This window comes from Streptococcus hyointestinalis (genome assembly GCF_041225505.1).
Lineage (GTDB): Bacteria > Bacillota > Bacilli > Lactobacillales > Streptococcaceae > Streptococcus > Streptococcus hyointestinalis_B.
The window spans coordinates 14,445-39,953 of sequence record NZ_JBCLSK010000009.1 but is presented as its reverse complement, the minus strand read 5'-3'; the positions used below and the strand labels follow the sequence as shown (position 1 = coordinate 39,953).

Annotated in this window: 23 protein-coding genes and 3 tRNA genes; 13 read left to right on the top strand and 13 right to left on the bottom strand. The window is 41.6% G+C overall.

What is annotated here, in order from left to right; translation table 11 throughout:
- Window positions 1–62: 62 nt before the first annotated feature.
- From sdaAB to AALA56_RS03705, 3 genes are read left to right on the top strand one after another with little or no spacing between them, the layout of a single operon-like run.
- Entirely contained in the window at window positions 63–734 is a 672-nt protein-coding gene (gene sdaAB / locus AALA56_RS03715; RefSeq protein ID WP_276762904.1) for an L-serine ammonia-lyase, iron-sulfur-dependent subunit beta, read from the top strand.
- Between the two features lie 11 nt (window positions 735–745).
- Window positions 746–1,615, top strand: a complete 870-nt coding sequence (gene sdaAA / locus AALA56_RS03710) for an L-serine ammonia-lyase, iron-sulfur-dependent, subunit alpha (protein ID WP_369908805.1) — start codon at window positions 746–748, stop codon at window positions 1,613–1,615.
- A gap of 24 nt (window positions 1,616–1,639) precedes the next feature.
- Window positions 1,640–2,272 (top strand): HAD hydrolase-like protein, encoded by a 633-nt coding sequence (locus AALA56_RS03705; protein WP_369908804.1) that lies wholly within the window; start codon window positions 1,640–1,642, stop codon window positions 2,270–2,272.
- 31 nt (window positions 2,273–2,303) lie between these two features.
- Here AALA56_RS03705 and AALA56_RS03700 read toward each other — a convergent pair whose 3' ends face one another.
- The 8 genes from AALA56_RS03700 to yfmF form a co-directional block, all read right to left on the bottom strand.
- Window positions 2,304–3,005: a transglycosylase SLT domain-containing protein gene (locus AALA56_RS03700; RefSeq protein ID WP_369908803.1), complete on the bottom strand. Its 702-nt coding sequence runs from the start codon at window positions 3,003–3,005 to the stop codon at window positions 2,304–2,306.
- Window positions 3,006–3,139: 134 nt separating this feature from the next.
- On the bottom strand, window positions 3,140–3,937 hold the full coding sequence (locus tag AALA56_RS03695) for an energy-coupling factor transporter transmembrane component T family protein (protein WP_369908802.1): 798 nt from the start codon (window positions 3,935–3,937) through the stop codon (window positions 3,140–3,142).
- Complete coding sequence (locus AALA56_RS03690; protein WP_369908801.1) at window positions 3,925–4,773, bottom strand: energy-coupling factor ABC transporter ATP-binding protein; 849 nt, start codon at window positions 4,771–4,773, stop codon at window positions 3,925–3,927. Before AALA56_RS03690 ends, AALA56_RS03695 begins: the two co-directional genes overlap by 13 nt.
- Window positions 4,749–5,585: an energy-coupling factor ABC transporter ATP-binding protein gene (locus AALA56_RS03685; RefSeq protein ID WP_369908800.1), complete on the bottom strand. Its 837-nt coding sequence runs from the start codon at window positions 5,583–5,585 to the stop codon at window positions 4,749–4,751. The genes AALA56_RS03690 and AALA56_RS03685 overlap by 25 nt, the downstream gene beginning before the upstream one ends.
- Entirely contained in the window at window positions 5,585–6,124 is a 540-nt protein-coding gene (gene pgsA, locus AALA56_RS03680) for a CDP-diacylglycerol--glycerol-3-phosphate 3-phosphatidyltransferase (protein ID WP_272867925.1), read from the bottom strand. The genes AALA56_RS03685 and pgsA overlap by 1 nt, the downstream gene beginning before the upstream one ends.
- Before the next feature lie 6 nt (window positions 6,125–6,130).
- Window positions 6,131–7,060: a helix-turn-helix domain-containing protein gene (locus AALA56_RS03675; RefSeq protein ID WP_369908798.1), complete on the bottom strand. Its 930-nt coding sequence runs from the start codon at window positions 7,058–7,060 to the stop codon at window positions 6,131–6,133.
- A 67-nt stretch (window positions 7,061–7,127) separates the two neighbouring features.
- The gene (yfmH, locus tag AALA56_RS03670) at window positions 7,128–8,399 is read right to left on the bottom strand and encodes an EF-P 5-aminopentanol modification-associated protein YfmH (protein ID WP_369908797.1); all 1,272 of its coding nucleotides are present in this window, start codon (window positions 8,397–8,399) and stop codon (window positions 7,128–7,130) included.
- A 1-nt stretch (window position 8,400) separates the two neighbouring features.
- Window positions 8,401–9,648, bottom strand: coding sequence for an EF-P 5-aminopentanol modification-associated protein YfmF (gene yfmF / locus AALA56_RS03665; protein ID WP_369908796.1), 1,248 nt, complete (start codon window positions 9,646–9,648; stop codon window positions 8,401–8,403).
- A 166-nt stretch (window positions 9,649–9,814) separates the two neighbouring features.
- On the opposite strand from yfmF, the gene yaaA reads away from it, so the two are divergent.
- On the top strand, window positions 9,815–10,171 hold the full coding sequence (gene yaaA / locus AALA56_RS03660) for a S4 domain-containing protein YaaA (protein ID WP_369908795.1): 357 nt from the start codon (window positions 9,815–9,817) through the stop codon (window positions 10,169–10,171).
- Between the two features lie 3 nt (window positions 10,172–10,174).
- Window positions 10,175–11,275 carry a DNA replication/repair protein RecF gene (gene recF, locus AALA56_RS03655; protein WP_369908794.1) on the top strand — a complete coding sequence of 367 codons (1,101 nt, stop codon included), beginning with the start codon at window positions 10,175–10,177 and terminating at the stop codon, window positions 11,273–11,275.
- A gap of 139 nt (window positions 11,276–11,414) precedes the next feature.
- Here recF and guaB read toward each other — a convergent pair whose 3' ends face one another.
- Window positions 11,415–12,896, bottom strand: coding sequence for an IMP dehydrogenase (guaB, locus tag AALA56_RS03650; protein WP_369908793.1), 1,482 nt, complete (start codon window positions 12,894–12,896; stop codon window positions 11,415–11,417).
- A 202-nt stretch (window positions 12,897–13,098) separates the two neighbouring features.
- A complete protein-coding gene (gene trpS, locus AALA56_RS03645; protein ID WP_369908792.1) occupies window positions 13,099–14,121 on the bottom strand; it encodes a tryptophan--tRNA ligase in 1,023 nt (340 codons plus the stop codon).
- A gap of 372 nt (window positions 14,122–14,493) precedes the next feature.
- Here trpS and AALA56_RS03640 point away from each other — a divergent pair, with 372 nt between their 5' ends.
- The 3 genes from AALA56_RS03640 to AALA56_RS03630 all read left to right on the top strand — a co-directional run bounded on the left by AALA56_RS03640 (window position 14,494) and on the right by AALA56_RS03630 (window position 19,707).
- A complete protein-coding gene (locus AALA56_RS03640; RefSeq protein WP_369908791.1) occupies window positions 14,494–15,366 on the top strand; it encodes a YitT family protein in 873 nt (290 codons plus the stop codon).
- Between the two features lie 64 nt (window positions 15,367–15,430).
- Window positions 15,431–17,053 carry an ATP-binding cassette domain-containing protein gene (locus tag AALA56_RS03635; RefSeq protein WP_369908790.1) on the top strand — a complete coding sequence of 541 codons (1,623 nt, stop codon included), beginning with the start codon at window positions 15,431–15,433 and terminating at the stop codon, window positions 17,051–17,053.
- Between the two features lie 74 nt (window positions 17,054–17,127).
- A complete protein-coding gene (locus tag AALA56_RS03630; RefSeq protein ID WP_369908789.1) occupies window positions 17,128–19,707 on the top strand; it encodes a YfhO family protein in 2,580 nt (859 codons plus the stop codon).
- An 88-nt stretch (window positions 19,708–19,795) separates the two neighbouring features.
- On the opposite strand, the gene AALA56_RS03625 is transcribed toward AALA56_RS03630, so the two are convergent.
- A tRNA-Asn gene (locus AALA56_RS03625) sits at window positions 19,796–19,869 on the bottom strand.
- A 30-nt stretch (window positions 19,870–19,899) separates the two neighbouring features.
- A tRNA-Glu gene (locus tag AALA56_RS03620) sits at window positions 19,900–19,971 on the bottom strand.
- A 275-nt stretch (window positions 19,972–20,246) separates the two neighbouring features.
- Here AALA56_RS03620 and AALA56_RS03615 point away from each other — a divergent pair.
- Entirely contained in the window at window positions 20,247–20,621 is a 375-nt protein-coding gene (locus tag AALA56_RS03615; RefSeq protein ID WP_369908788.1) for a VOC family protein, read from the top strand.
- Between the two features lie 110 nt (window positions 20,622–20,731).
- Window positions 20,732–20,805 (top strand) — tRNA-Arg (locus AALA56_RS03610).
- 15 nt (window positions 20,806–20,820) lie between these two features.
- On the opposite strand, the gene rlmH is transcribed toward AALA56_RS03610, so the two are convergent.
- Window positions 20,821–21,300 (bottom strand): 23S rRNA (pseudouridine(1915)-N(3))-methyltransferase RlmH, encoded by a 480-nt coding sequence (gene rlmH / locus AALA56_RS03605; protein ID WP_369908787.1) that lies wholly within the window; start codon window positions 21,298–21,300, stop codon window positions 20,821–20,823.
- A 211-nt stretch (window positions 21,301–21,511) separates the two neighbouring features.
- Here rlmH and AALA56_RS03600 point away from each other — a divergent pair, with 211 nt between their 5' ends.
- The 3 genes from AALA56_RS03600 to dnaA all read left to right on the top strand — a co-directional run bounded on the left by AALA56_RS03600 (window position 21,512) and on the right by dnaA (window position 25,365).
- Entirely contained in the window at window positions 21,512–22,786 is a 1,275-nt protein-coding gene (locus AALA56_RS03600) for a S1C family serine protease (protein ID WP_369908786.1), read from the top strand.
- A gap of 112 nt (window positions 22,787–22,898) precedes the next feature.
- On the top strand, window positions 22,899–23,669 hold the full coding sequence (locus AALA56_RS03595; RefSeq protein WP_369908785.1) for a ParB/RepB/Spo0J family partition protein: 771 nt from the start codon (window positions 22,899–22,901) through the stop codon (window positions 23,667–23,669).
- Window positions 23,670–24,006: 337 nt separating this feature from the next.
- Complete coding sequence (gene dnaA / locus AALA56_RS03590; RefSeq protein WP_164682036.1) at window positions 24,007–25,365, top strand: chromosomal replication initiator protein DnaA; 1,359 nt, start codon at window positions 24,007–24,009, stop codon at window positions 25,363–25,365.
- The last annotated feature ends 144 nt before the right edge of the window (window positions 25,366–25,509 follow it).

The window sequence follows — 25,509 nt, the reverse complement described above, 5'->3', positions numbered from 1 at the left end:
TTCATTTAGGAAATAGGCGTTTATTTGGTATAATAAAGCAGACTACATTAGAGGGTATAAGCATGAAACACTTAAAATTTCAATCTGTTTTTGATATTATTGGTCCAGTTATGATTGGACCATCTAGCAGCCATACGGCTGGTGCTGTTCGTATTGGAAAAATTGTCTCTGCTATTTTTGGCGAGACACCTACTGAGGTTGAATTTCAACTCTATAATTCCTTTGCTAAAACCTATCGTGGACACGGTACTGACCTTGCCTTAGTCGCTGGGGTTTTGGGCATGGATACTGATGATCCTAATATTCCAAATGCTCTTGAGATTGCGCATCAAAAAGGCATCAAGATTTCTTGGAGAATCAATAAAGAGTCCAATGCACCGCACCCTAATACCACACAAATCATCATGAAAAATGACCACAAGAGTCTCTCAGCTACAGGTATCTCTATCGGTGGTGGCAATATCCAAGTGACCGAGCTCAACGGCTTTGCCGTCAATGTCAACATGAATACACCGACCATTATCATCGTGCACCAAGACGTGCCTGGCATGATTGCCTATGTGACAGACATTTTGTCGTCTTATCGTATCAACATCGCTCAAATGAATGTGACACGTGAAAAAGCTGGAGAGAAGGCGATTATGATTATCGAGGTCGACTCGCATGACTGCGACAAAGCAGTCGATGAGATAGGGCATATCCCTAACCTACACAATGTGCATTTTTTTGATTAGAAGGGAAGATTATGTTTTACAGCGTTGAAGAACTCATCCAACAAGCAGAAAATCGCTATGATGGCAATGTTGCTGAGCTGATGATTGCTACTGAAATAGAGCTTAGCGGGCGCAATCGCTCTGAAATCATCCAGCTTATGACAAAAAACCTAGAAGTCATGAAAGCCTCTGTCCAAAAAGGCTTATCGCCAGACACATCACGCTCTGGACTGACAGGAGGCGATGCTAAAAAACTAGACGACTACATCAAAAAAGGCAAAACCTTATCTGACCTTACCATTCTCTCTGCTGCTCGCAATGCTATCGCTGTCAATGAACACAATGCCAAGATGGGCTTGGTCTGTGCAACACCAACAGCAGGCTCAGCTGGCTGTCTCCCTGCCGTACTAACAACTGCCATCCCCAAATTGCAACTCTCACAAGAAGAGCAAGTTAATTTTCTTTTTACAGCGGGTGCATTTGGCTTAGTTATTGCGAATAACGCCTCTATCTCTGGAGCCGAAGGTGGCTGTCAAGCCGAGGTCGGCTCAGCCTCTGCTATGGCGGCAGCAGCTCTTACAATGGCAGCTGGAGGGACAGCTCAAGAAGCCAGCCAAGCGATTTGCTTTGTCATCAAGAACATGCTAGGTCTCATCTGTGACCCTGTCGCTGGGCTTGTCGAGGTTCCTTGTGTCAAGCGAAATGCCATGGGAGCGAGCTTTACCTTTGTCGCAGCTGATATGGCGCTAGCTGGTATCACCTCAAAAATCCCTGTTGACGAAGTGATTGACGCCATGTACCAAGTCGGCTCTAGCTTACCAACTGCCTTTCGTGAAACAGCTGAAGGGGGACTAGCAGCTACACCAACAGGCAGACACTTAGCTAAAGAGATTTTTGGCTAGATATAAAGTTTTAGAAAGAATTCTATGATGTTAAAATACCTTTTCTTTGACCTTGATGGGACGTTGGTTGACTCTAGCAAGGGCATCAAAAATACTTTTCACTATACCTTTTCAAAGCTTGACATGCCAGTTCCTGATGAAGCGACCTTGTCAACCTTCATTGGACCACCACTTGAGACAACTTTCTCACATTTCTTTGACAATCCTATCCAAATCGAGCAGGCAATTGCTTTCTTTCGTGATTATTATCAAGAAAAAGGCATTCACGAGGTTAGACTTTACGATGATATTACTTTTGCTTTAGAAGCACTAAGCCAATCCTACCAGCTCTTTGTCACAACTAGTAAGCATGAGCCCTCTGCTCACCAAATGCTAGAGGCACTTGACGTTGACAGCTACTTTACAGCTATTTACGGCTCTACACCCCAACGTTTTGTAAAGGAAGACGTGATTGCTGCCTGCCTTGATAAGCACAATATCACACCTGATAAAGCGGCTATCATTGGCGATACAAAGTTTGATATGATTGGTGGGAAAAAGCGTGGCATTGACTGTATTGGTGTCACATGGGGCTTTGGAGAAGAAGACGACTTAGTCCAACATGGTGCCAGCACTATCATCTCATCTCCCAAAGATCTCGTCACTCATCTAACATAAAAAATCTTAGACAGTTGTCTAAGATTTTTTGTTAATATCCCCAAGCAGATAGCCCTTGAGCATTGTAGGCTTTGATAGCTGCATTGACTTGGTCTTGAACTGTTGCTGTAGAACCCCAACCTGGCATGGTTTGGAAAAGACCTGAGGCACCTGAACCGTTAGCTGCGTTAGGGTTTCCGTTTGATTCACGAGCAATGATGTATTCCCAAGTTGACTGTGGGACACCTGTTGCTGCTGCCATTTGAGCAGCGGCTGCTGTGCCGACACTTCCTGCAGTATTACCATTTGATAAACGAGTGGTGCTTACAGTTGTTGCTTGCGCTTGACTAGTCTGTAATGAAGCTGTCGTCGTGTCTGTGTAGACCTGTGTTGTTACTTCTTGTGCGACTGGTTGTTGGGTAGTAGTGTCTGTCATTTCTGTTGCTGTATTTACACTATCTTGTACTTCTTCGCTTGTACTTGCTAGCGTTTCTACAGGTGCTTCTTCAGACGATTCACTGGTACTTGTGCTCACTTGACTAGAGCTAGATGCCGTTTTGGCTTTGATTGCTTTGTGCGCTTTTGATGATGAAATTTTAGCAGACAGCGTTTCAGTATTAACTTTTGTCGCTGCTAAAGTAAAGAAGAAAACACTGACACTAGCAACGACCACCAAGCCTCCTAAGAGAAGATAAGTCATGCGACGAACCTTTGCTTGACGACGTTCTTCATATCGACGTTTTAGTCTTGTCATATAATCGTTACACCTCATATTTCATTCTTACAATACCTATCATATACTTTGTTTGTTACTTCAAAATTGTTTCCTGATTAAAAATGTTACAAAGATATTGTTTCAACATAAAAAAACGCTGAAATAGCGTTCTTTTAGGGGCTTTTTAAGAGAAATAAGACTAAGCCAATGAGGAGCATAACAAGGATTGTCAAGCTATCTTTACGCTCCCATTTGAGGATACGGTATTTACTGCGACCATCGCCGCCTTGATAACCTCTAGCCTCCATAGCGATAGCAAGGGCATCAGCTCGTTTAAAGCTTGAGGCAAATAGAGGAATGAGAATAGGGATAATCGTTTTGACTTTATTGAGTAGACTACCTTCGCCAAAGTCTACCCCACGAGCTCTTTGCGCATTCATAATGCGAGTCGTGTCATCCATCAAAGTTGGCACAAAGCGTAAACTAAGTGACAACATCAAGCCAATCTCATGAGCAGGAACCTTAAATCGTGTCAGAGGACGTAAAAGAGACTCAACAGCATCTGATAAACTAAGTGGTGTCGTTGTCAAGGTCAGCAAGGTTGAAAAAAAGATAATCAAAACAAAGCGCATAAAGATGAGACAAGCTTGACTAAGACCATAAGAAGTAATCGTTATGATACCAAAGTGGAACAGTGTTTTTCCGCCACCTGTAAAGAAAACCTGAAACAACGTAGTAAACAGGATAATCCCAACCATAGGACGTAAACCCCGTAAGAAAAAGGATAGTTTTACCTGTGACAAGAGTATTGACAAGACTGTAAAGAGAACTAGAATCACGTTGGTCACGAGATTATTTGCCCAAAATACAATGAGGATAAATAAAAACATGGCAATGAGCTTACTTCTAGGATCCAAGCGATGAATCAGAGAATTTCCCGGAATGTAACGCCCTAAAATCAACTTATCCATGGACGCACCTCCTCCATAAATGCCTCTAAAGTGATGGGCAATTTATCAAGCTGTAAACCTTTTTTGACCAAGGCTTGGCTGAATTTTGTAATTTTTGGGACACCCAGTTGTTTTTCTTCTAAAAAGTCCACTTGCTGAAAAACATCACATGGAGCCCCTGCTAGCAAGATTTTTCCTGCCTCAAGGGCATAAACTGTATCAGCATAATTAGCAACATCATCCATGACATGCGTCACAAGGACAATAGTCTGTCCCTTTTGATGCAAATCATGAAAAAGCGTCATCAATTCTAAGCGCCCTTTGGGGTCAAGACCTGCAGTTGGCTCATCCAAGACCAGAACCTCTGGCTCCATAGCTAAAATACCCGCAATAGCCACTCGTCTCATCTGTCCACCCGAAAGGTCAAATGGATTTTTATCGTGCAAATCTGGAGAAATACCAACCAACTCCAGTTTTTGACGTGCTAAGTCTTCTGCTTTTTCTTTTGATACACCAAAGTTTTGTGGTCCAAAAGCGACGTCTTTTAGCACCGTTTCTTCAAACAACTGACTCTCTGGAAATTGAAAGACGAGTCCAACTTTTTGACGGACAGATTTGATGTCTTTATTTTTTGATGTTGAGGTGATGTACGTATCGCCAACAATCACCTCACCCTCCGTCGGCAGATTTAGTCCATTTAACAGCTGCATAAGTGTGGATTTTCCAGAGCCTGTGTGCCCGATGATAGCTGTATAGCTCTTCTCCTTGATGGACAAGCTAACATCAAATAAGGCCTGTCGTTCAAACGGCGTGCCTGCTTGATAGGTATAGCTTACATTTTTAAGAGAGAGCTCCATAGCCATTCCTCCAATTCATCCTCTGTCAAATAGTGTGTGTCTATTGGTATCCCTAAGTCACTCAGGGCTGTTAAAACACTTGTTGTAAAGGGCTTGTCAAGTCCGATACTTTCTAAATCACGATGTGAAAACAAGTCTCTAGGTGTCGTGCTAGACTCAACCTGTCCTTCTTTTAAGACCAAAACACGGTCACTCAAGGCGATTTCATCCAAATCATGAGTGATTGAGATGACAGTCATCTCGTGTTGCTTGCGAATGGCACTAATCACACGGATAAGTTCTAAGCGTCCTTTAGGGTCTAACATACTTGTCGCCTCATCCAAGATGATAATCTTAGGCTGCATGGCAATGGCGCCAGCGATGGCCACCCGCTGTTTTTGCCCACCAGATAGACGAGCAGGCTCGCTATTTGCAAAAGCTTCCATGCCGACAACAGTTAAAGCCTCAGACACACGACGGCGCATGTCCTCAAGCGCAACGCCTTTATTTTCTAAGCCAAAAGCTACATCATCCTCAACCGTCGCTCCGACAAACTGATTATCTGGATTTTGAAAAACCATCCCTGTCTTGTGGCGAATATCCCAGACAGTCTCCTCACTCATCAGCTGACCGTCAACCATGATGATTCCAGACTCAGCTGCTAATAAACCATCAAGCAAACGCACCAAGGTTGATTTTCCGGAGCCATTATGCCCTACAATAGACAGCCACTCTCCTTGTTTCACGTGAAACGAGACATCTTTTAGATTGTAATGTTCATTTTGCTCATCATAGCGAAATGAAAGGTGGTCCACTTCGATAATATGTGTCATTATTTAAAGGTATCCTTAAACAAATAGCCCGCTCCCTTGAAATAATCGTAACCTGAATACAGGGTGAAAAAGAGCGCAATGTAGAGTAAAATCGTGCCAAGTAAAGATAGATGACACAACAAGAGGATGACAGATAACATCTGTGTCGCTGTTTTTATCTTTCCTGGCATAGCTGCTGCTAAAACAGTACCACCATTTTCCACTAAGAGGAGACGTAGACCTGTCACTGCTAATTCACGGCAAATGATAACAGCTGCCACCCACGCTGGCACCATGTCAAGACCAACCAGCATGATAAAAGCACTCATGACAAGCATCTTATCTGCTAGAGGGTCTGCAAACTTACCAAAGTTTGTCACAACATGCCACTTACGTGCCAAATAGCCATCTAAATAATCTGTAAAGCTAGCTACAGCAAAGACTATAGCAGCAATTACATGCCACAAGAGACTATCTGAAACACCTGTCAATATCAAAAACACAGGAATCATACAAATCCGTAAAATCGTCAGTAAATTGGGAATGTTTTCTTTTTTCACCTTGAATTAGTCTCCTTCCGTTACGTTAAGGGTTGCTGTATTAGCTGCACTTGTAATTGTAGTCATTTCTAACTTCTGACCGTTGATGGTAACTGTGACGACTTCTGGGTAGCCAAAGACAAATTGTGAGCTAGTGGCACCTGCATCTAGAGTCGCTGTCACAGATGGCTGTTGTGCTGTTAAGAGCACGCCCTCACTAGACAGATCAGTATTTGACATAGACACCCAGCTTGAAGCTTCTCCAGATAAAGAAACTTCAATGGTAACAGGTCTTGTAGCTTGCGATAAGGTGACAACGGTGGCACCGTTAGCATCTTGACTGACCGTCAGTTGAGGTGTTTGAGTCGAGCTAGCTGTCGTAGACTGTGACGTCGTCTTTTGACGGCTGGTTGCTGTCTGCTTGCTCACTGGAAGTTGGCTAGACTGCTGCCACCATAGCCAAGCAAGAGCCGTCCCAGCTGAAAGAATAAGCACTATGGATATGCCTACTAGCCAGTTTCTAACACTGTAATAGCGCCGTCTGCCAGCACGAGATAAAGAAACCGACTCTGGCTTTTCTCCTTCAGAAACTATTGGCTCATTAACAGCTGTTTGACTAGTTGCTTTACTATCGTCTGATAGTGGCTCTAGCTTTTCTACTGGCAATGCTTGAGGTGAAGCAGCTGGCTCATAAGCAGGCTGCTCTGGTGCTTGGGATACCGTTTCTTTGACAGACAGGTTGAGATTGGCATTTTCCTCCTCAGCCAGTGAAACTGCCTTGGCATAAGCGCTAATATAGTGATCCAAATCTTCAACTGGAATCGCATCAAATCGGTTTAACTCTAAGGCTAGTAAATAGTGAAGAGGGATATTGGTTTCTTTTTCAATATCCTTTAAACTGCGGTTCAGCTTAAGTCTCCGGATTCTCAAACGATCGCCAAGTGTTCTTTCTTTCATATGGTTTCCTCTATACGATTTCTAGTCTCTTCATTATATCAGAAAATGGCGATTATTTCCTGCTTATTTACTTTGGAAGCATGACAATTTCTGCTCTATCGGCTGTTTCAAAAAAAGAAAGCCCTTCTTGTAAAACATCTTCTAAACTCATATTTTTTAACATATCAGGAATTTCCAAATAATGAGAAAAACGTGTCAACTGCATAGCCACGTCATAAGGAGAGTCCATCTCAGATAAAAAGGCTCCATAGCACTCATAAACCACCTGCTGAAAATGCTCCTCAGTCACATCAGGCAAATCCTTTATCTGGTTAATAGATTGCTGCAATTTTGTTGCTAAGGCAATCGGCTCACGTGTGTCTGCTGTTATCACTACAAACAACAAAGTACCATAACACTCCACCTCGATGTCAAAACGGTCATCTATGAGACCAGCATCATACAAACCTTGATAAGATTGTGATGTCCAACCTAGAAGCATATCTAAGAACAGCTGTAAGACCAATTTTATGCGTAGAGGGTCTTGATTTTCTCTAAGAGGAAGACCACGATAACCAACAGCCACTTTAGGGCTAACAATGTCTTGATAGACAGTCGCTTTTGCAACCACAGGATTGTAAGCAACAGGAATTTTTTCAATTTTCTTGGTTGACGGAATTGTCAACATCTCCTCTGTGTTATCAATAACCTTGGCTAAATCCTTCGGTGAAAAATCACCAACCACAACCAGCTTACGATTATCCGCTGTGTAAAACAAGTCATGATTTTTCTGTAAATCCTTATAAGAAATAGAGGCTATGCTATCACTACTGCCTGCAATATCTTGTGCCATTGGAGTAGCTGGAAAGAGTTGAGCTAGTAATAACTGATACAGTCTATCGTCAGCGTCATCCTGATACATGGCGATTTCCTGCTCTATGATACCTTTTTCACGCTCAATGGATTGCTCTGTAAAATGCCTATCAACAATAAAACTTTGTAATAGCTGTAAACTCTTTTCGACATGACCTGTCGTCGAAAAGAAATAGGACGTTCTATCAAAACTAGTATAAGCATTACTATCAGCGCCTAGTTGACTGAACTGTAAAGCAACATCCTCTCCCTGTGCACCCTCAAACAGTTTGTGCTCCAAAAAATGAGCGATCCCCGAAGGATAATGATATGTCTCTCCCCTGTAAGAAAAGTCAGTATCCATAGCGCCAAAGCCAACACTCATCATCGCAACAGTCTCTCTAAACCCTTTTTTAGGGAGCAAAATCAGCTGCAAACCACTAGAAAGTTTAGCAGTACAAAGGTTTTCTCCAAACTGACTATACTCTTTTTGAATCAACTTCACCATCTTAGTCTTTTCCTTCTACAAAATACAAACTCTGTAACTTGATATAGCTTGCTACTCTGCTAATATCTTCTTTACTAACCTTGTCAAGCTCTGTCAACCACTCTTCTAAAGAAAGACGACTGCCTAGATGTTCGTTAAGATACCTTTCCTCAACGTTGTAAGACACTTTATCTGTCATCATCAACTTTGTTGTTTTTAGCAGTGATTTCGTCTGCTCTAGAAGTTCATTTGAAAAGCGACCAAATTTGAGCTTAAAGAGCTGTTTGTTGATGGCATTTAAAACCTGACGACGATTTTTTTTATCAATACCTGTGTAAACATTGAATAAACCAGTGTAAACATCAAATTGACAACCAATATTGTAAGCTATCCCTAAACGCTCTCTGACATCCGTAAACAGCAACGAATGTGAAAAATTGCCTAACATACCTGACAGCACAGCCAGAGCTAAATTATCCTCTTTTGATTGATTGACTTGGCACCTATACCCCAACTGAAGAACAGACTGTTGAACTTGACGCCTATTTGTCACGATGTTGACTGTATTTTGTATAGGTTGTTGGTATTTTAATACTATATCGTTAGAGCGGTCATCAAATGGCAGTTGACTCAACAGCTGAATCACTCCATAATCATCCACCTCTCCCACAACAAAAATATCAATGCAGTCTTGCTGCAGCATCCGTTGAAATTCTTGATAAGCCGAGTAAGGTGTCTCGTTATCAATGCTGCTAAGCTCACCATAAGGACTGGCTTTCAGGTCATCATCTTGGTAGTAAAGACGTTGTAAATCTAATTGACTGCTATAAAATGTATCCTCTTCTTCAGCTTCCAAATAACGTTTTAAGTTGTTTTTTTCTAGGCTAAACACTTTTTGATTATACTGAAAACTACTGACTAATGGCGCATACAACACCTCTTTTAAGACATTGACGATAGACTCTAAGAGTGGTTCTTTATGAAAAGTATAAATGTCTCTCATAAAACTAATTTCAATATCAACACGGTGCGTCTTTCCTATAGTTGATACATTGGTTGACAGACTAGCTCCATAAAGAGAAGCTAGTTTATTTCTAAATTCTAGGCTCGTTGGGTATTTTTTAGTAGCTGTTGCTAGCATTTGTGCTACTAAGACACGTCTGGTCACTGTTTTTTCAAGATGAGCTCCCGAAAAACGAAAGGTGATATGATTCATTTTGTAACCAGGCTTTTTGATAAAATGGAGATTGACACCTTCTGCAAGTTTCATGATTGGTCCTTTTCTTGAAAATCTTACCTCACATTATACCATTTTTTACCACTTCCTCCTACTGTAAGCGTCACTTTTACAAGCTCGTCAACCTCCTTGGTAGCTAAACATTTCGTTCTTTATCAGCTTATGGTATAATACTACTATCAATACCTGTGAGGAACTTATGCACTATACATTATTTGATGATTATATTACTTTACAATCGCTGTTAAAAGATTTACGCATTATTCAAAGTGGCGGAGCTGTTAAAAGTTTTCTACAAGAGACGACAGTGCTGGTTAATGACGAAAAAGAAACTCGTCGAGGCCGTAAATTGCGACTCTTAGATACTGTTGTCATTCCCGATTTAGACATGACCATCACTATCACAGAGCCAAGTGCCGATGAAATCAAAGAACGAGAAGAACTTCTCAGTGAAAAAGAACGGGTCAAAAAGATTGTGCAAAAAATGAACCAAGACAATAAAGCCCAAAAAGCTCGGGCAAACAAGAAGCAAAAACCCCGTTTTCCAGGAATGTAGGCTATGTGGATAGAGTCAATGACCCTTCAAAACTATCGTAACTACGATACATTAGAAGCTCGCTTTTCACCTACGCTCAATATTTTCATTGGGAAAAATGCACAGGGAAAGACCAATTTTCTAGAAGCTATTTATTTTTTGGCGCTGACAAGAAGTCACAGGACACGCTCAGACAAAGAGTTGATACAGTTTCAAAAAGATTCTCTGCATGTCTCAGGTTCTCTCGTTCGCACAAATGGTAAATTGCCTCTTGACATTCATCTCTCTAAGCATGGACGCATAACCAAACTCAACTACTTGAAACAAGCAAAATTATCTGATTATATCGGAAATATGACCGTCGTCTTATTTGCTCCAGAGGATTTACAGTTGGTCAAGGGAGCGCCTGCACTTAGACGGAAGTTTATTGATATTGATTTGGGGCAGATTAAGCAACTTTATTTGTCTGACTTATCCCAGTACAATCACGTGCTTAAACAGCGAAATAGCTACTTGAAAACGGCTGAGACGGTGGATAAGGAATATCTCCTTGTACTTGATGAGCAACTCATCCACTATGGCAGTCGTGTCATCAAACACCGCTATCAGTTTATCAAAGACTTGTCAAATCAAGCAGATAAGCACCATTTCACGATCTCAAATGGGCTTGAGCACCTGTCTATCCAGTATCTCTCGTCTATTTCATTTACAGCTGTTAACGAGATTGAAGAGCAATTCATAAAACAACTGGAAGTATCTAGGAAGCGTGACCTGTTCAAAAAAAATACAGGTGTTGGTCCGCACCGAGATGACTTAGCTTTTTTCATCAATGAACTGAATGCTTCCTTTGGTAGCCAAGGTCAGCAGCGTAGTCTTATCCTCTCACTAAAGCTAGCAGAGATCGATCTGATTAAGGCGTCAACTAAGGAATCGCCTATCTTGCTGCTTGATGATGTTATGAGTGAGCTCGACTATACTCGTCAAGAAAAACTCCTACAAGCCATCAAAGATAATAATGTTCAAACCTTTATGACCACAACAAGCATTGATCATTTCAAAGACTTGCCACATGAGCTGAAACTCTTTACAATTGAAGCTGGTCATTTACTTGATGAAAAAGAGTGATCGTTTACAGTTGTGTTTACATATATTTTACACACATTTACAAGAAAACAAGCTCAATTGAGCTTGTTTTCTGTTTTTATTTTACACTGGCGTTGACAAATTATTTACAATAATAAAAAGAGGTTGACACCTCTTTTTATTATTGTACGGAGTAGTTAGGAGCTTCGTTTGTGATTTGAACATCATGTGGGTGGCTTTCTTTCAAACCAGCACCAGACATTTCAATAAATTGGGCATTTTCTCTGAGAGAGTGTAAGTCAGAAGCACCGACATAACCCATACCTGAGCGGATACCACCAAGCATTTGGAAGACGATATCTGCGACTGCGCCTTTATAAGCCACACGTCCTTCGATTCCTTCTGGAACGAGTTTGTTAGCTTCATTGACAGAACCTTGGAAGTAACGGTCGCTTGAGCCTTTTTTCATGGCTGCAATTGAGCCCATACCACGGTATGTTTTAAACTTACGTCCTTGGAAGATTTCTGTTTCACCAGGTGCTTCATCGGTTCCTGCAAACATAGAACCTAGCATTACTGCATTGCCACCTGCTGCTAGAGCTTTAACAATATCTCCAGAGTACTTGATACCTCCATCTGCGATGATTGTCTTGCCATACTCACGAGCCACACCTGCTGCATCGTAAATCGCTGTGATTTGTGGAACACCGACACCAGCAACGACACGTGTCGTACAGATAGAACCTGGTCCAATACCAACCTTAACAACATCAACACCAGCTTCATAAAGGGCACGTGTACCTTCAGCTGTTGCAACGTTACCAGCAATAAGTGTCTTATCTGGGAAGTGCTCGCGAATTTCTGCAATTTTACGAAGAACACCAGCAGAGTGACCATGCGCTGTATCGATAACAATAGCATCTGCACCTGCATCAAAGAGGGCTTCTGCACGCTCAAAAGTATCTGATGTCACACCGACCGCAGCTGCAACCAAAAGACGTCCAAACTCATCTTTGGCAGCATTTGGAAACTCAATAACCTTTTCAATATCCTTGATAGTAATAAGCCCTGACAAGCGCCCTTCTTCATCAACTAGTGGTAATTTCTCAATACGGTGCTCGTGCAAGATACGCTCAGCTGTCTCAAGATCTGTACCGACAGGAGCTGTGACAAGATCTTTACTTGTCATATGTGCTGAGATAGGTTGGTTATAGTCTGAAATAAAGCGCATATCACGGTTTGTGATGATACCAATCAATTGACGGTTTTCAAGGGTTTCAACGATAGGCACACCGCTGATACGGTAGCGTTGCATAAGGTCTTCAGCTTCTGAGACAGTATTGTCTGGAGTTAGGAAGAATGGGTCGATGATAACACCATTTTCTGAACGTTTTACCTTACGGACTTCTTCAGCTTGTGCCTTGATAGACATGTTTTTGTGGATGATACCAAGTCCACCAGCACGTGCAATCGCAATTGCCATTTGACTTTCAGTAACAGTGTCCATGGCTGCTGTAATAATAGGAATATTCAATGTCAAATTTTTAGCAAGTTTGGTTTGCATATTGACTTCATTTGGAAGTACATGACTTTCCGCAGGGATGAGCAAGACATCATCAAAAGTAAATCCTTTTTTCAAAAATTTAGTGTCCCAATTTGACATTTACAGTTCCTCTTTTCTATTTAGTAACAAGACCTTACAAGCCCTGTCCTAAGGGTTATTGTTACTATCATATCACGCTAAAATCATTTGTCAACTACTTCTATTTTATTTTTTAAAATGATACTCCTTCCACCATTTGTCAGAAAATTTGCAGAAATAAAAACTCTGCTAACAAGTCTCGTTAGCAGAATCTCTAAAATGCTTAGAAGTAATTGATACCCATGGAAGCTTTGACTTCAGATAGAGTTTGCGCTGCTGTTTCACGTGCCTTGTCACTTCCTTTTTGCAGCATATTGAACACTTCACCCATGTCTTTGGCATACTCCAGGCGACGCTCACGAATAGGGCTCAACTCACGCTCCAAAATCTCAAGAAGATAGCGTTTGGTCTTAACATCGCCAAGTCCACCACGTTGATAGTGCTCTTTCATGGCTGCAATTTCTGCCTTGTCTTCCTCACGTCCAAAGATATCAAGGTAGTGAAAGACCATGTTGCCTTCGATTTGCCCTGGGTCTTCGATACGAATGTGGTTAGGGTCAGTGTACATGGACATGACTTTTTTACGAACGGTATCCGCATCATCTGAGAGGTAAATCCCATTTCCTAGAGATTTTGACATTTTGGCGTTGCCATCAAGCCCAGGAAGACGTCCAGCAGCTTCATTTTGCGGAAAGATCCCTTCAGGCTCCACCAAGACATCTGTTTTATAGGTGTGGTTAAAGGTGCGCACCACTTCACGAGTTTGCTCAATCATAGGCTTTTGGTCATTACCAACTGGGACAAAATTCGCTTTAAAGGCTGTGATATCCGCTGCCTGTGACACAGGATAGACCAAAAAACCAGACGGGATAGACTCGCCAAAACCTTTTTGAGCAATCTCCGTTTTAACCGTTGGATTGCGCTCTAATCTCGCTACAGAAACGAGATTGAGGTAGTACATGGTCAACTCTGCTAGCTCTGGAATCTGGCTCTGAATGAAAATGGTCACCTTCTCTGGGTCAAGACCTACAGACAGATAGTCTAGAGCGACATTTCCGATAGACTCTTTGATGATCGCTGATTCTTTGGCGTGGTCTGTTAGGGCTTGCTGATCTGCTAAAAAGACAAACATTTTGTATTTATCTTCATTTTGCAGAAGCACACGATTTTTTAAGCTTCCTACATAATGCCCCAAATGCAATTTTCCTGTCGGGCGATCGCCTGTCAAAATAACTGGTTTTATCATAATTACTCCATTCTTTTTTTATCATATTTATCAAAAAAACTCGCACAGCTAGCTGTGCGAGGACGTCTCTATAACGTGGTACCACCTCGATTAAGTAGTGTAACTACTCATCTCACTCTTCAAAGAAGAAGCACGCTAAGGGGTGCTAGTCCTGAAACTTATGTATTTGTTTCACGTCAAACATCAGCCCAAAGTCATCTTGTAATTGCTGGCTTGCAGCACCGCCAACTCTCTATAAATCACTTGTGATAACCCTTCTGAATAACACCTTTATTCTATGTTATTTCCCCTTGTTTGTCAAGTTAGAATAAGGTTCTTGACGTCTTCTAAAGCTTTTGTGATAATAGAGTCATAAGTAAGAAAGAGGACGCAATGACTAAAAAACTTTTTGATTTCTTTTTGGTGACTGTTGGATCACTCATTTCAGCTGTCGGCTTTAACGTCATGTTTTTACACAACCATATCGCCTCAGGTGGGGTTGGGGGATTAGCGGTCAGTTTTGAAAAACTTTTTGGCTGGACTCCTGCGACCTTTGTTATGGCAAGTAACATCCCACTGCTAGTGCTCTGCCTTGTTTTCTTGGGGAGAGGGGTCTTTCTTAAAACCATTTATGGCTCACTGATTTATCCCATTTTTATCCAGATGACGGCTAACTTTCCAAATGTTACTGACAATCAATTACTAGCAGCTCTTTTTGGTGGGGTTATCGTTGGAGCTGGACTTGGACTTGTTTTTCTTGGCAATTCTTCTACTGGAGGGACAGGTATCATCGTACAAATTCTTCACAAGTACACACCACTGCCTTTTGGCGTTGTCCTTGTGCTCATTGACGGTCTTGTGGTGGGGATTAGTCTTGTTGCCTTTGATGCGGATACCGTGATGTACTCTATTATAGCTCTGATTACTATCTCCTATGTGGTAGAGATTATCAGTACTGGCTTTAATGCGTCTAAAAATATTATGATTATTACCAAAGAAACCAAGCAAGTTCGAGATTATATCACAAACACGCTTGACCGTGGTGTTAGCCAGTGGCCAATCATCGGAGGATTTACAGGTGGGACAAAGGAAATGCTGATGACCACTGTCTCTAGTATCGAGTTTCCCCGCTTGCAAAAAGAAATCCTTAAATACGACGAAACAGCCTTTATCATTGCCATGCCTGCTAGTCAAGTTATGGGGCGTGGCTTTAGTCTGACAAAGCAGTACCATAAAGCAACAGACGACATTCTTCCGCCGATGTAGTCCGTTGAAAAATCAACACTTTTTAGGTAAAATGAAGATGCAATAAAAAATGAGGTGAAAGAATTTGCTAACAGTTTCTGACGTGTCGCTACGCTTTAGTGACCGAAAATTATTTGATGATGTCAACATTAACTTTACAGCAGGCAATACCTACGGTCTCATAGGTGCCAACGGTGCAGGAAAATCAACTTTTTTAAAAATCTTAGCAGGTGATATTGAGCCTACAACTGGGCATGTGTCACTAGGACCAGATGAGCGTCTCTCGGTTTTGCGTCAAAATCACTTTGACTACGAGGAAGAGCGTGTCATTGATGTTGTCATCATGGGAAATGAAAAACTCTACAACATCATGAAAGAAAAAAATGCCATCTACATGAAAGAGGACTTTTCAGATGAAGATGGCGTGCGTGCTGCTGAGCTTGAGGGTATCTTTGCTGAGCTTGGTGGTTGGGAAGCTGAGAGTGAGGCTTCACAACTCCTCCAAAACCTCAATATCCCAGAAGATCTCCACTACCAAAACATGAGTGAGCTAGCAAATGGGGACAAGGTCAAAGTCCTCCTTGCAAAAGCACTCTTTGGTCAGCCTGATGTGCTACTCCTTGACGAGCCGACCAACGGTCTTGACATCCAGTCTATCACTTGGCTTGAGGATTTCCTCATTGACTTTGAAAATACCGTTATCGTCATTTCTCACGACCGTCACTTTTTAAATAAAGTCTGCACCCACATGGCAGACCTTGACTTTGGAAAAATCAAGCTCTACGTTGGTAACTACGACTTCTGGAAACAATCAAGTGAACTCGCTGCTAAATTGCAAGCAGACCGCAACGCTAAAGCCGAAGAAAAAATCAAGGAACTGCAAGAGTTCGTCGCTCGTTTCTCCGCTAACGCTTCTAAATCTAAACAAGCAACCTCTCGTAAGAAAATGCTGGATAAGATTGAACTCGAAGAAATCGTGCCATCTAGTCGCAAGTACCCATTTATCAAGTTTGTCTCTGAGCGTGAAACTGGAAAAGACTTACTCACGGTGGAAAACCTCTCTGTGACCATCGATGGCGAAAAGATTTTGGACAATATCAGCTTTATCCTACGTCCAGGGGATAAAACAGCCTTTATCGGACAAAATGACATCCAAACGACTGCTCTTATTCGTGCGCTTATGGATGATATTGATTACGAAGGCACTATCAAATGGGGGGTAACCACAAGCCGTTCTTACCTTCCAAAAGATAACTCTAAAGATTTTGTAACAGATGAGTCTATTCTTGAGTGGCTACGCCAATTTGCAAGCAAAGAAGAAGACGACAATACTTTCTTGCGTGGCTTCTTGGGACGTATGCTTTTCTCAGGTGATGAGGTTAACAAGTCTGTCAACGTCCTCTCAGGAGGTGAGAAGGTGCGTGTCATGCTCTCAAAACTCATGCTCCTCAAGTCAAACGTTCTCATCCTTGATGACCCAACCAACCACTTAGACTTGGAGTCTATCTCTAGTCTAAACGACGGACTCAAAGACTTTAAAGAATCTATCATCTTTGCTAGTCACGACCACGAATTTATCCAAACCCTAGCTAACCACATCATTGTTATCTCAAAAAATGGTGTCATTGACCGTATTGATGAGACTTATGACGAGTTTTTGGACAATGCAGAGGTTCAATCTAAAGTGGCTGAGCTTTGGAAATCGTAATAAACATTCAGCAAGTCTGGAGCACTAGAGGGCTTCAGACTTGATTCTTTTATAGCCCTAGACAAGGAGTAACTATGGCATTTTTGAAAAAATACCAGAAAACCTTTTATTACCTGTGCAGTTTTCTCCTGCCTGTAGCGATTCTAGCTTTTATCTTACTGACACAAAATATCTATTGGAACAGTCCTACAACTATTCTAGCCAGTGATGGCTTTCACCAATATGTGATTTTTGCTCAAAATTTGCGTAATATCCTCCATGGTCAGGACAGTCTTTTTTACACCTTTACAAGTGGGCTAGGGTTAAATTTCTATGCGCTTATCAGCTACTATCTTGGAAGTTTCTTGTCACCCTTTGTTTATTTCTTTAATCTTGAGACTATGCCTGACGCCATCTATTTGTTTACCTTGATAAAGGTTGGCTTAATGGGGATCTCTAGCTACTACATGCTCACCAAACTCTACACAAAACTGCATAGAGCCCTTGCTCTAGCACTTTCCTTGTCCTATAGTTTGATGAGTTTTGCCATGAGTCAGATTGAGATTAACATGTGGCTGGATGTCTTTATACTAGCGCCTCTGATTATTTTAGGGCTAGATCGTCTCATCAAAAACCGAAAAGTCCTCCTCTATTATCTGGCGCTCTCTCTTTTATTCATCCAAAACTATTATTTTGGATTTATGATGGCGATTTTTCTGGTGCTCTACAGCATTACCTTACTCAGTCGATTGACGGCTTGGAAAGAACGTCTCCTTAGCTTCGTGCGGTTTGGTTTCATATCACTACTTGCTGCACTGACCAGCTGTGTCATGCTACTTCCGACATATCTTGACTTGTCAACGCACGGTGAGGAGTTGACAAAGTTGACAACTCTCTTTACAGAAGATAGTTGGTATCTTGACTTCTTTGTTAAAAATCTAGTGGGAAGCTATGACACCACTAAATTTGGAGCGCTTCCCATGATTTATGTGGGACTGTTTCCTCTCTTTTTGACACTCATCTTCTTTACTCTAAAGCAAATCAACTGGAAAATACGACTAGCTTATGCTTGCTTATTTGCTTTCTTGATCGCTAGTTTTTATCTGCAGCCACTTGACTTATTTTGGCAAGGCATGCATGCACCAAATATGTTTTTACATCGCTATGCCTGGGTCTTTTCGCTCCTTATGATTGTGGTAGCTGGAGAGACATTGACCTACCTAAAAGAAAATCAACTGAGACGCTCTCTTCTAGGTATAGCTATCCCTAGTCTTGGTTTTATCGCTACTTTTATCGCAAGAAAACACTATCCTTTCTTGACAGACTACCTCTTTATCTTTACGCTAATCTTTACACTGGTTTACATAGTGCTCATCATCAGCTGGAAAAAAGGCTGGTTTACAAAGACCATCTTTGTTAGTTTTATCCTACTGTTCACCGTCTTAGAGGTGACCTTCAACACACATGCTCAGATTACTGGTGTCAAAGACGAATGGGTTTTTCCAACAAGAGAAGGCTACGAACGGCAGCTAACAGAGATTAGTAAACTCGTCGCTCTGAGTAAAGAGAGAACCAAGACCTTTTTCCGAACGGAGCGTAATCTTCCTCAGACAGGAAATGACAGTATGAAGTTTGGCTACAATGGGATTTCACAATTCTCATCTATCCGTAACAGGCTCTCTAGTAGCATGCTTGACCGTTTGGGGTACAAGTCTACCGGTACCAACCTCAACCTGCGCTATCAAAATAATACCTTGATTGCTGATAGTTTGTTTGGTATCAAGTATGTGCTTGCTTCAGAGGATGTTCCTACTAAGTATGGCTTCTCTCTAGTTGCATCTGAAGATGCTGTCAGTCTATATGAAAATAGCAATGCTAGCCAACTCGCCATCCTAACAAACGGTGTTTACAAAGATGTCAAGTTCACTGTTAACACACTGGACAATCAAACTGCCCTTCTCAATCAGCTCACTGGGCTTCATGACAGCTATTTTTCCCGCTTATCATCTCAATTGGTCAGTGGAGCTAGTCAGCTTGACAAGACAGTAACAACGCAACAAGTAGACAATGGCACTGCTTCTGTCACTTACAGCTTTAAAACAACAGAGAAAAGCCAAGTCTACCTCAGCATGCCAAATATCCTATTTTCAAATACCAATCAAGAAAATGTTGCTATCGCCATCAACGGTAAAACAGTTCATTACACCACAGACGATGCCTATACCTTCTTTGATTTGGGAGAATTTGACGCCAATGAGGACGTCACAACTACCATCACCTTCCCAGAAAATCAGCGTGTCAGTTTCCAAGAACCACACTTCTATGGTCTGAATATTGCCAGTTACCAAAAAGCAATGACGATTATAAACCAAAAGGATGTCTCTGTTAGCACCCACAGCAATCACGTCACCGCTCACTATCAAGCAGACAAAGCAAGTTCTCTCTTCTTTATACTGCCATATGATAGTGGCTGGTCTGCTAAAGTCGACGGAAAAAAAGCGACCATACGCAAAGGGCAAAGCGGTTTTATGGTGGTTGATGTTCCTAAAGGAAAACACACAGTAACACTTACCTTTGTGCCAAACGGGCTCACAGCAGGAGTCGGTCTTTCTCTCCTTGGTATCAGTGGTTTTCTTGGCTATCTCTACGTCCAAAAGAAAAGAGCAAAACACTAAAAGAGACAGGAATCCTGTCTCTTTTTTGATAGCTCATTTTTAAAGCTAAAAAAGAGACGTTATAAAACGTCTCTTAGTTGCCTTATCACTCCGGCAGCAGGACTCGAACCTGCGACATCATGATTAACAGTCATGCGCTACTACCAACTGAGCTATGCCGGATAAATAAAAAACTGCTAAGCAGTTTTACTATAGTCCGTACGGGATTCGAACCCGTGTTACCGCCGTGAAAAGGCGGTGTCTTAACCCCTTGACCAACGGACCAGAAAAGGAACTGTCCTTATCACTCTTACTATTATAGCAGAAAAAAAGTTTTTGTCTAGCACTTTTTTGAAAAAAATTATTTTTTTCATTCTTTTTTCCAATAAGAAAAAAAGAGATGGCACAAATAGAGAGGCCCTAAATGTTTCCACCTTTCTTTTCACCCTGTCAATCCCATTCAAGACTATTATCAGAAAGAACTCGATTTTACTAGTCTCAAGCTCGTTGACACTAGTTGTCCAATTTGTTACAATGACCTTGAAAAAGGAGGACCTCTTATGATTGATCATTTCGGTATTAAAGTCAAAGACTTTACAAAAAGCAAGGATTTTTATCAAAAGGTTTTGCAACCTCTAGGCTATCAACTAGCAGCGGATTTTCCGCAATCTGCTAGCTTTGTAGAGCCTAACGATTGTGACCCCATGGGCGATTTCTGGCTGAACCAAGGGGAAGCTGAGCCTCAGCACATTGCCTTTCATGCGGATACGCATGCTCAGGTCGATGCTTTTTATCAGGCAGGGCTAGCGGCAGGGGCTAAAAGTAATGGTGATCCTGGCTTGCGTGAAAACTACCACCCTAACTACTATGCTGACTATCTTATTGACCCTGATGGTAACAACATAGAAGCTGTCTGCCACAAAGAAGAACATTAAACACTTTAAAAGCACCGATAAGATAGCTCACTGGTGCTTTTTGCTGTCAGCCTATTTAGTTGCAAGCTTATTGACACTAGCGGTCAATTTTGTTAGAATAGTGTTGTCGTGGTTCCATAGCTCAGCTGGATAGAGCATTCGCCTTCTAAGCGAACGGTCGCAGGTTCGAATCCTGCTGGAATCATTTTTTTCTTACCTTTTATTTGTGATAAGGGCTACCTTGCTGAATCATAAAGGCTCGGTAAATCTGCTCAATAAGAACCAGTCGCATCAATTGATGTGGTAGGGTTAACTTGCCAAAGCTCACCAACTGGTGGGCTCTTTTTTTGACCTCAGGAGCTAAGCCAAGACTTCCTCCAATGATAAAAGTGAGGGTCGAGTAGCCGCTTAATGTGGCATTGGCTAATGTTTGACTAAAAGTTTCAGAAGGAAATTGCTGTCCTTCAATCGCAAGTGCCATGACATACTCACACTCAGAGATTTTGGCTAAGATACGCTCTGCCTCTTTTGCCATGATAGCTGTTTTTTCTGCCTCACTCGCATTATCAGGTGTCTTTTCATCTGGCACCTCAATCAGCTCTAACTTGGTAAAGCGACTGAGACGTTTGCTATACTCTGCGATACCTTCTTTGAGGTATTTTTCTTTTAGTTTTCCGACGGTGATGATTTTTACTTTCATATTTTTATTTTACCATATAAACAGAAAATAAACAGCTTTTCCACAAGTGAAAAAGTATTTTTAGAAGCTAGAAATAGCGTAAAAGCGTAAGAAATCTTCAAAGGTCATTTATTATCCACAGCCTGTGGATAACTTTTAAGAGAACCTTTAAGGTCTAATTAAGTCTGCTGATATATTGTTAGTAAAAATGAATTGACTAAGGAGTTTTTTTATGAAGTCTATCGCAACATTTTTCAAAGGTTGGGGAAAATGGTTGGTCGTGATTATCATCGGATTTATCGGTGGTATTCTAGGAGCGCTTATTATCCTGAAAACCCCTCTTGGTTCTAACTCCAGCTCAAACTCAACAACAGTTGCTGGTAAGGTGGTCTATAATAATTCAAATAGCACTACTAAGGCGGTTGAAAAAGTGCAAGGAGCTGTTGTTTCGGTTATCAATTACCAAAAAACACAAAGTTCTAGCTCTGATTTGTACGGGCGACTTTTTGGCGGTGATAGTCAAAATAGCCAAGACAATAGCTCAAGCTCTGATACTACAGATAACGGCTTGTCTGTTTATGGTGAAGGGTCTGGTGTCATCTACAAGAAAGACGGTGATACTGCTTACCTCGTTACCAATAACCACGTTATTGACGGTGCTCAACAAATCGAGATTCAGCTCTCAGATGGCACAAAAGTTGTTGGTGAACTAGTCGGTGCGGATACTTACTCTGACCTTGCTGTCGTTAAGATTAAATCAAGTAAAGTGAAGGATATTACCGTTGCTGAATTTGCTAACTCATCTACTATCAAGGTTGGAGAAACAGCTATCGCTATCGGAAGCCCTCTTGGTACAGACTATGCCAACTCTGTAACGCAAGGTATCGTCTCAAGTCTTAGCCGTACCGTGACAACAACTAATGACAGCGGACAAACCATCTCAACAAACGCTATCCAAACCGATGCTGCTATCAACCCAGGTAACTCTGGTGGTCCTCTCATCAATATCGAAGGACAAGTCATCGGTATCAACTCAAGTAAGATTTCAAGCACGTCATCATCTAGTCTATCAAGTGGGGACTCTGTCGAAGGTATGGGATTTGCCATTCCATCAAACGATGTTGTTAAAATCATCAACCAGCTTGAAAAGAATGGTCAAGTCACACGTCCAGCTCTTGGTATCTCCATGACGGACCTTAGCAGCCTATCGACAAGCGCCATCAGCCAGCTCAATATCCCAACAAGTGTGACAAATGGTGTTGTGGTTGCTTCTGTACAATCTGGTATGCCTGCTAGTGGTAAACTTGAAAAATATGATGTCATCACTGAAATTGACGGTGAAGCCGTTACTTCAACGAGTGATTTACAAAGTCTCCTTTACGACCATAGCATCGGAGATACTATCAAGGCTACCTTCTACCGTGGAACAACTAAGAAAACCGTTGACATTAAACTAACAAAATCAAGTAAAGATTTGACCTCAAGTTCTAGCTCTGCTAGCGAGTGATTTTCTCCTAGTGATTTTGACTCAGATATAGTACAATATTAGCGAGCTCGTCTCGCAAAAAAGGTTGAGCATGCTCAACCTTTTTATCATACTTTAATGACTAGGACAATTTATGACGAAAGACAGATTAACAACGATTGCGATCAAGGATATCAGCCCCAACCCTTACCAACCCAGGCTTCACTTTAAACAAGAAGAGTTAGAAGAACTAGCAGCTTCCATTGGTCAAAATGGGATTATTCAGCCTATTATCGTGCGTCCATCCGATATTTTTGGCTACGAGTTAGTGGCAGGCGAGCGTAGGCTAAGAGCGTCGCAGTTAGCAGGACTAACAGAAATTCCTGCCATCATAAAGCAGCTTGATAACACGCAGAGTATGCAACAAGCCATCATTGAAAATCTACAACGTAGCGATCTTGATCCCATAGAAGAAGCGCTGGCTTACCAGCAGCTGATCAATAAAAAAGAGCTAACCCATGAAGAATTAGCACAATTTATGGGCAAATCACGCCCCTACATCACCAATAGCCTTAGGCTCTTGCAGCTGCCTAAAAGCATCCAAGAAGGCTTAAGAAGGGGTCACATCAGCACAGGGCAAGCCAGACTTCTATTGACACTAGAAAAAGAGGACACTCAGCTTGCATGGTATCAAAGAGTGTTAAAGGAGCAGCTCACTGTCCGTCAGCTGGAAAAGCAACTAAAGGCTAAGGCACCTAGCAAAAAAGAAAGCAAGGATCCCTTTACCAGCCACGAGGAGCGTGCCCTAGCAGAAAAGTTAGGGCTTGACGTGAAAATCCATACCAAAAAAGATGGCTCAGGGACGCTGAGTATCACCTATAAGACCTTAGACGATTTAAACAGAGTTATAAACAGTTTTAAATAAGCTGTTTATAACTTCTTTTTTTATGTTCACTTTTCCACAAGATAAAAACGTGAAAGTCCTAGATAAATCTTAAAAAGAAAGTTTTTCACAACCTGTGGATAAGTCAAGAACACACCTGTTGACTCTCTTTGTCCACAGTTGCAACTAATTAGGCCTTCTTAGGTTACTTTTTGATGACAAATTTAGCCTTCTTTTTGATTGAAAATCTGCTAAACAGTTGATAATACTGATTTTGTGGATAACTTTTTAAGCAAATCTTTTTCTTTTTTGCCTGTGGAAAACTATGTGAACTTATGGTACAATAAAGAAACTGAATTTATCCACAAGAGGACTGCCTATGACCGAAAATGAACAGTTATTTTGGAATCGAGTTCTGGAGTTGGCTCGAGACGAATTAAAACAAGCTGCCTATGATTATTTTGTTGCTGACGCTCGCTTGATTAGTATTGATAACCAAATTGCAACCATCTACCTAGACGAGGTCAAACAAATGTTTTGGCGGCAAAATCTCAAATCTGTCATTCTGACAGCAGGCTTTGAAATTTTTAACGTTGAAATCAAATGCCACTTTACCTTTGAAGAACCAAAAACACCCACCACTTTTGAAGAACAAGGTGAGGGATTAGTCGAGGAAGTGTTGGAAACACCGCATTTAGCGCCTGTTGTCTCTAATATTGATGACAAATACAGTTTTGACAACTTCGTTCAAGGAGAGGGCAATAAATGGGCAAAAGCAGCTGCTATAGCAGTTGCTAGCTCTCCCGGGACCATTTATAACCCGCTCTTTATCTACGGAGGTCCTGGGCTTGGTAAGACTCATCTGCTTAATGCCATTGGTAATGAAATTTTAAAAGACCGTCCCAACGCTAGAATCCGCTACATCTCTGCTGAAACCTTTATCAATGAATTTCTAAAGAGCTTGCAGACAGGGAAAAAAGAGGAGATGAAAGAGAGCTTTCGGACACTTGATGTGCTCCTCATTGACGATATCCAGTCCATGGGCACTTCAAAAATGAAAGCAACGCAAGAGGAATTTTTCAATACCTTTAATGTCCTGCACAGCAATAACAAGCAAATTGTGCTGACGAGTGACCGTATCCCTGATCAATTAAATGGGCTTGAAAAACGCTTGGTTACACGCTTTAGCTGGGGATTGACCGTTGACATCACCCCGCCAGATTATGAAACACGTGTTGCCATTCTCACCAATAAAATCCAAGAATTGCCTTATGACTTTGAGCAAAATACCATTGAATATTTGGCAAATCAATTTAGCGCTAATGTCCGTGATTTAGAAGGGGCTCTCAAGGACATTGACCTTGTGGCACGCTTTAAGCACGTTGATACCGTTACAGTGGAAATCGCAGCAGAAGCCATTCGAGCCCGTAAAAACGACAGCCCTAAGATGAATGTCATCTCTATTGATGATATTCAAGAGCAGGTTGGAAAATTTTACGGCGTCACTGTCAAGGAAATCAAGGCGACTAAGCGCACGCAGGATATTGTTCTCGCTCGCCAAGTAGCCATGTATCTTGCTCGTGAGATGACCGACAACAGTCTGCCTAAAATTGGCAAATCTTTTGGGGGGCGTGACCACTCAACCGTTCTTCACGCTTACAATAAAATCAAAAATATGCTGGCTCAGGATGATAATCTGCGTATTGAGCTTGAAACCATTAAAACGAAAATTCGTTAACATGTGGATAAGTCCTCTCTAAAAGACAGACTTTTCCACAACTTGTGCACAAGTCTTTTGCCTTGGCACGCACTCGTTTGATCTGATTTTCCACCTTATCCACAGTCCCTACTACTACTACTACCTATACTATTTATGAATAAA

Coding starts and splice junctions, on each gene's coding strand:
- sdaAB (WP_276762904.1), top strand. CDS start 63: ATGAAACACTTAAAATTTCAATCTGTTTTTGATATTATTGGTCCAGTT.
- sdaAA (WP_369908805.1), top strand. CDS start 746: ATGTTTTACAGCGTTGAAGAACTCATCCAACAAGCAGAAAATCGCTAT.
- AALA56_RS03705 (WP_369908804.1), top strand. CDS start 1,640: ATGATGTTAAAATACCTTTTCTTTGACCTTGATGGGACGTTGGTTGAC.
- AALA56_RS03700 (WP_369908803.1), bottom strand. CDS start 3,005: ATGACAAGACTAAAACGTCGATATGAAGAACGTCGTCAAGCAAAGGTT.
- AALA56_RS03695 (WP_369908802.1), bottom strand. CDS start 3,937: ATGGATAAGTTGATTTTAGGGCGTTACATTCCGGGAAATTCTCTGATT.
- AALA56_RS03690 (WP_369908801.1), bottom strand. CDS start 4,773: ATGGAGCTCTCTCTTAAAAATGTAAGCTATACCTATCAAGCAGGCACG.
- AALA56_RS03685 (WP_369908800.1), bottom strand. CDS start 5,585: ATGACACATATTATCGAAGTGGACCACCTTTCATTTCGCTATGATGAG.
- AALA56_RS03675 (WP_369908798.1), bottom strand. CDS start 7,060: ATGAAAGAAAGAACACTTGGCGATCGTTTGAGAATCCGGAGACTTAAG.
- yfmH (WP_369908797.1), bottom strand. CDS start 8,399: ATGGTGAAGTTGATTCAAAAAGAGTATAGTCAGTTTGGAGAAAACCTT.
- yfmF (WP_369908796.1), bottom strand. CDS start 9,648: ATGAAACTTGCAGAAGGTGTCAATCTCCATTTTATCAAAAAGCCTGGT.
- yaaA (WP_369908795.1), top strand. CDS start 9,815: ATGCACTATACATTATTTGATGATTATATTACTTTACAATCGCTGTTA.
- recF (WP_369908794.1), top strand. CDS start 10,175: ATGTGGATAGAGTCAATGACCCTTCAAAACTATCGTAACTACGATACA.
- guaB (WP_369908793.1), bottom strand. CDS start 12,896: ATGTCAAATTGGGACACTAAATTTTTGAAAAAAGGATTTACTTTTGAT.
- trpS (WP_369908792.1), bottom strand. CDS start 14,121: ATGATAAAACCAGTTATTTTGACAGGCGATCGCCCGACAGGAAAATTG.
- AALA56_RS03640 (WP_369908791.1), top strand. CDS start 14,494: ATGACTAAAAAACTTTTTGATTTCTTTTTGGTGACTGTTGGATCACTC.
- AALA56_RS03630 (WP_369908789.1), top strand. CDS start 17,128: ATGGCATTTTTGAAAAAATACCAGAAAACCTTTTATTACCTGTGCAGT.
- AALA56_RS03615 (WP_369908788.1), top strand. CDS start 20,247: ATGATTGATCATTTCGGTATTAAAGTCAAAGACTTTACAAAAAGCAAG.
- rlmH (WP_369908787.1), bottom strand. CDS start 21,300: ATGAAAGTAAAAATCATCACCGTCGGAAAACTAAAAGAAAAATACCTC.
- AALA56_RS03600 (WP_369908786.1), top strand. CDS start 21,512: ATGAAGTCTATCGCAACATTTTTCAAAGGTTGGGGAAAATGGTTGGTC.
- AALA56_RS03595 (WP_369908785.1), top strand. CDS start 22,899: ATGACGAAAGACAGATTAACAACGATTGCGATCAAGGATATCAGCCCC.
- dnaA (WP_164682036.1), top strand. CDS start 24,007: ATGACCGAAAATGAACAGTTATTTTGGAATCGAGTTCTGGAGTTGGCT.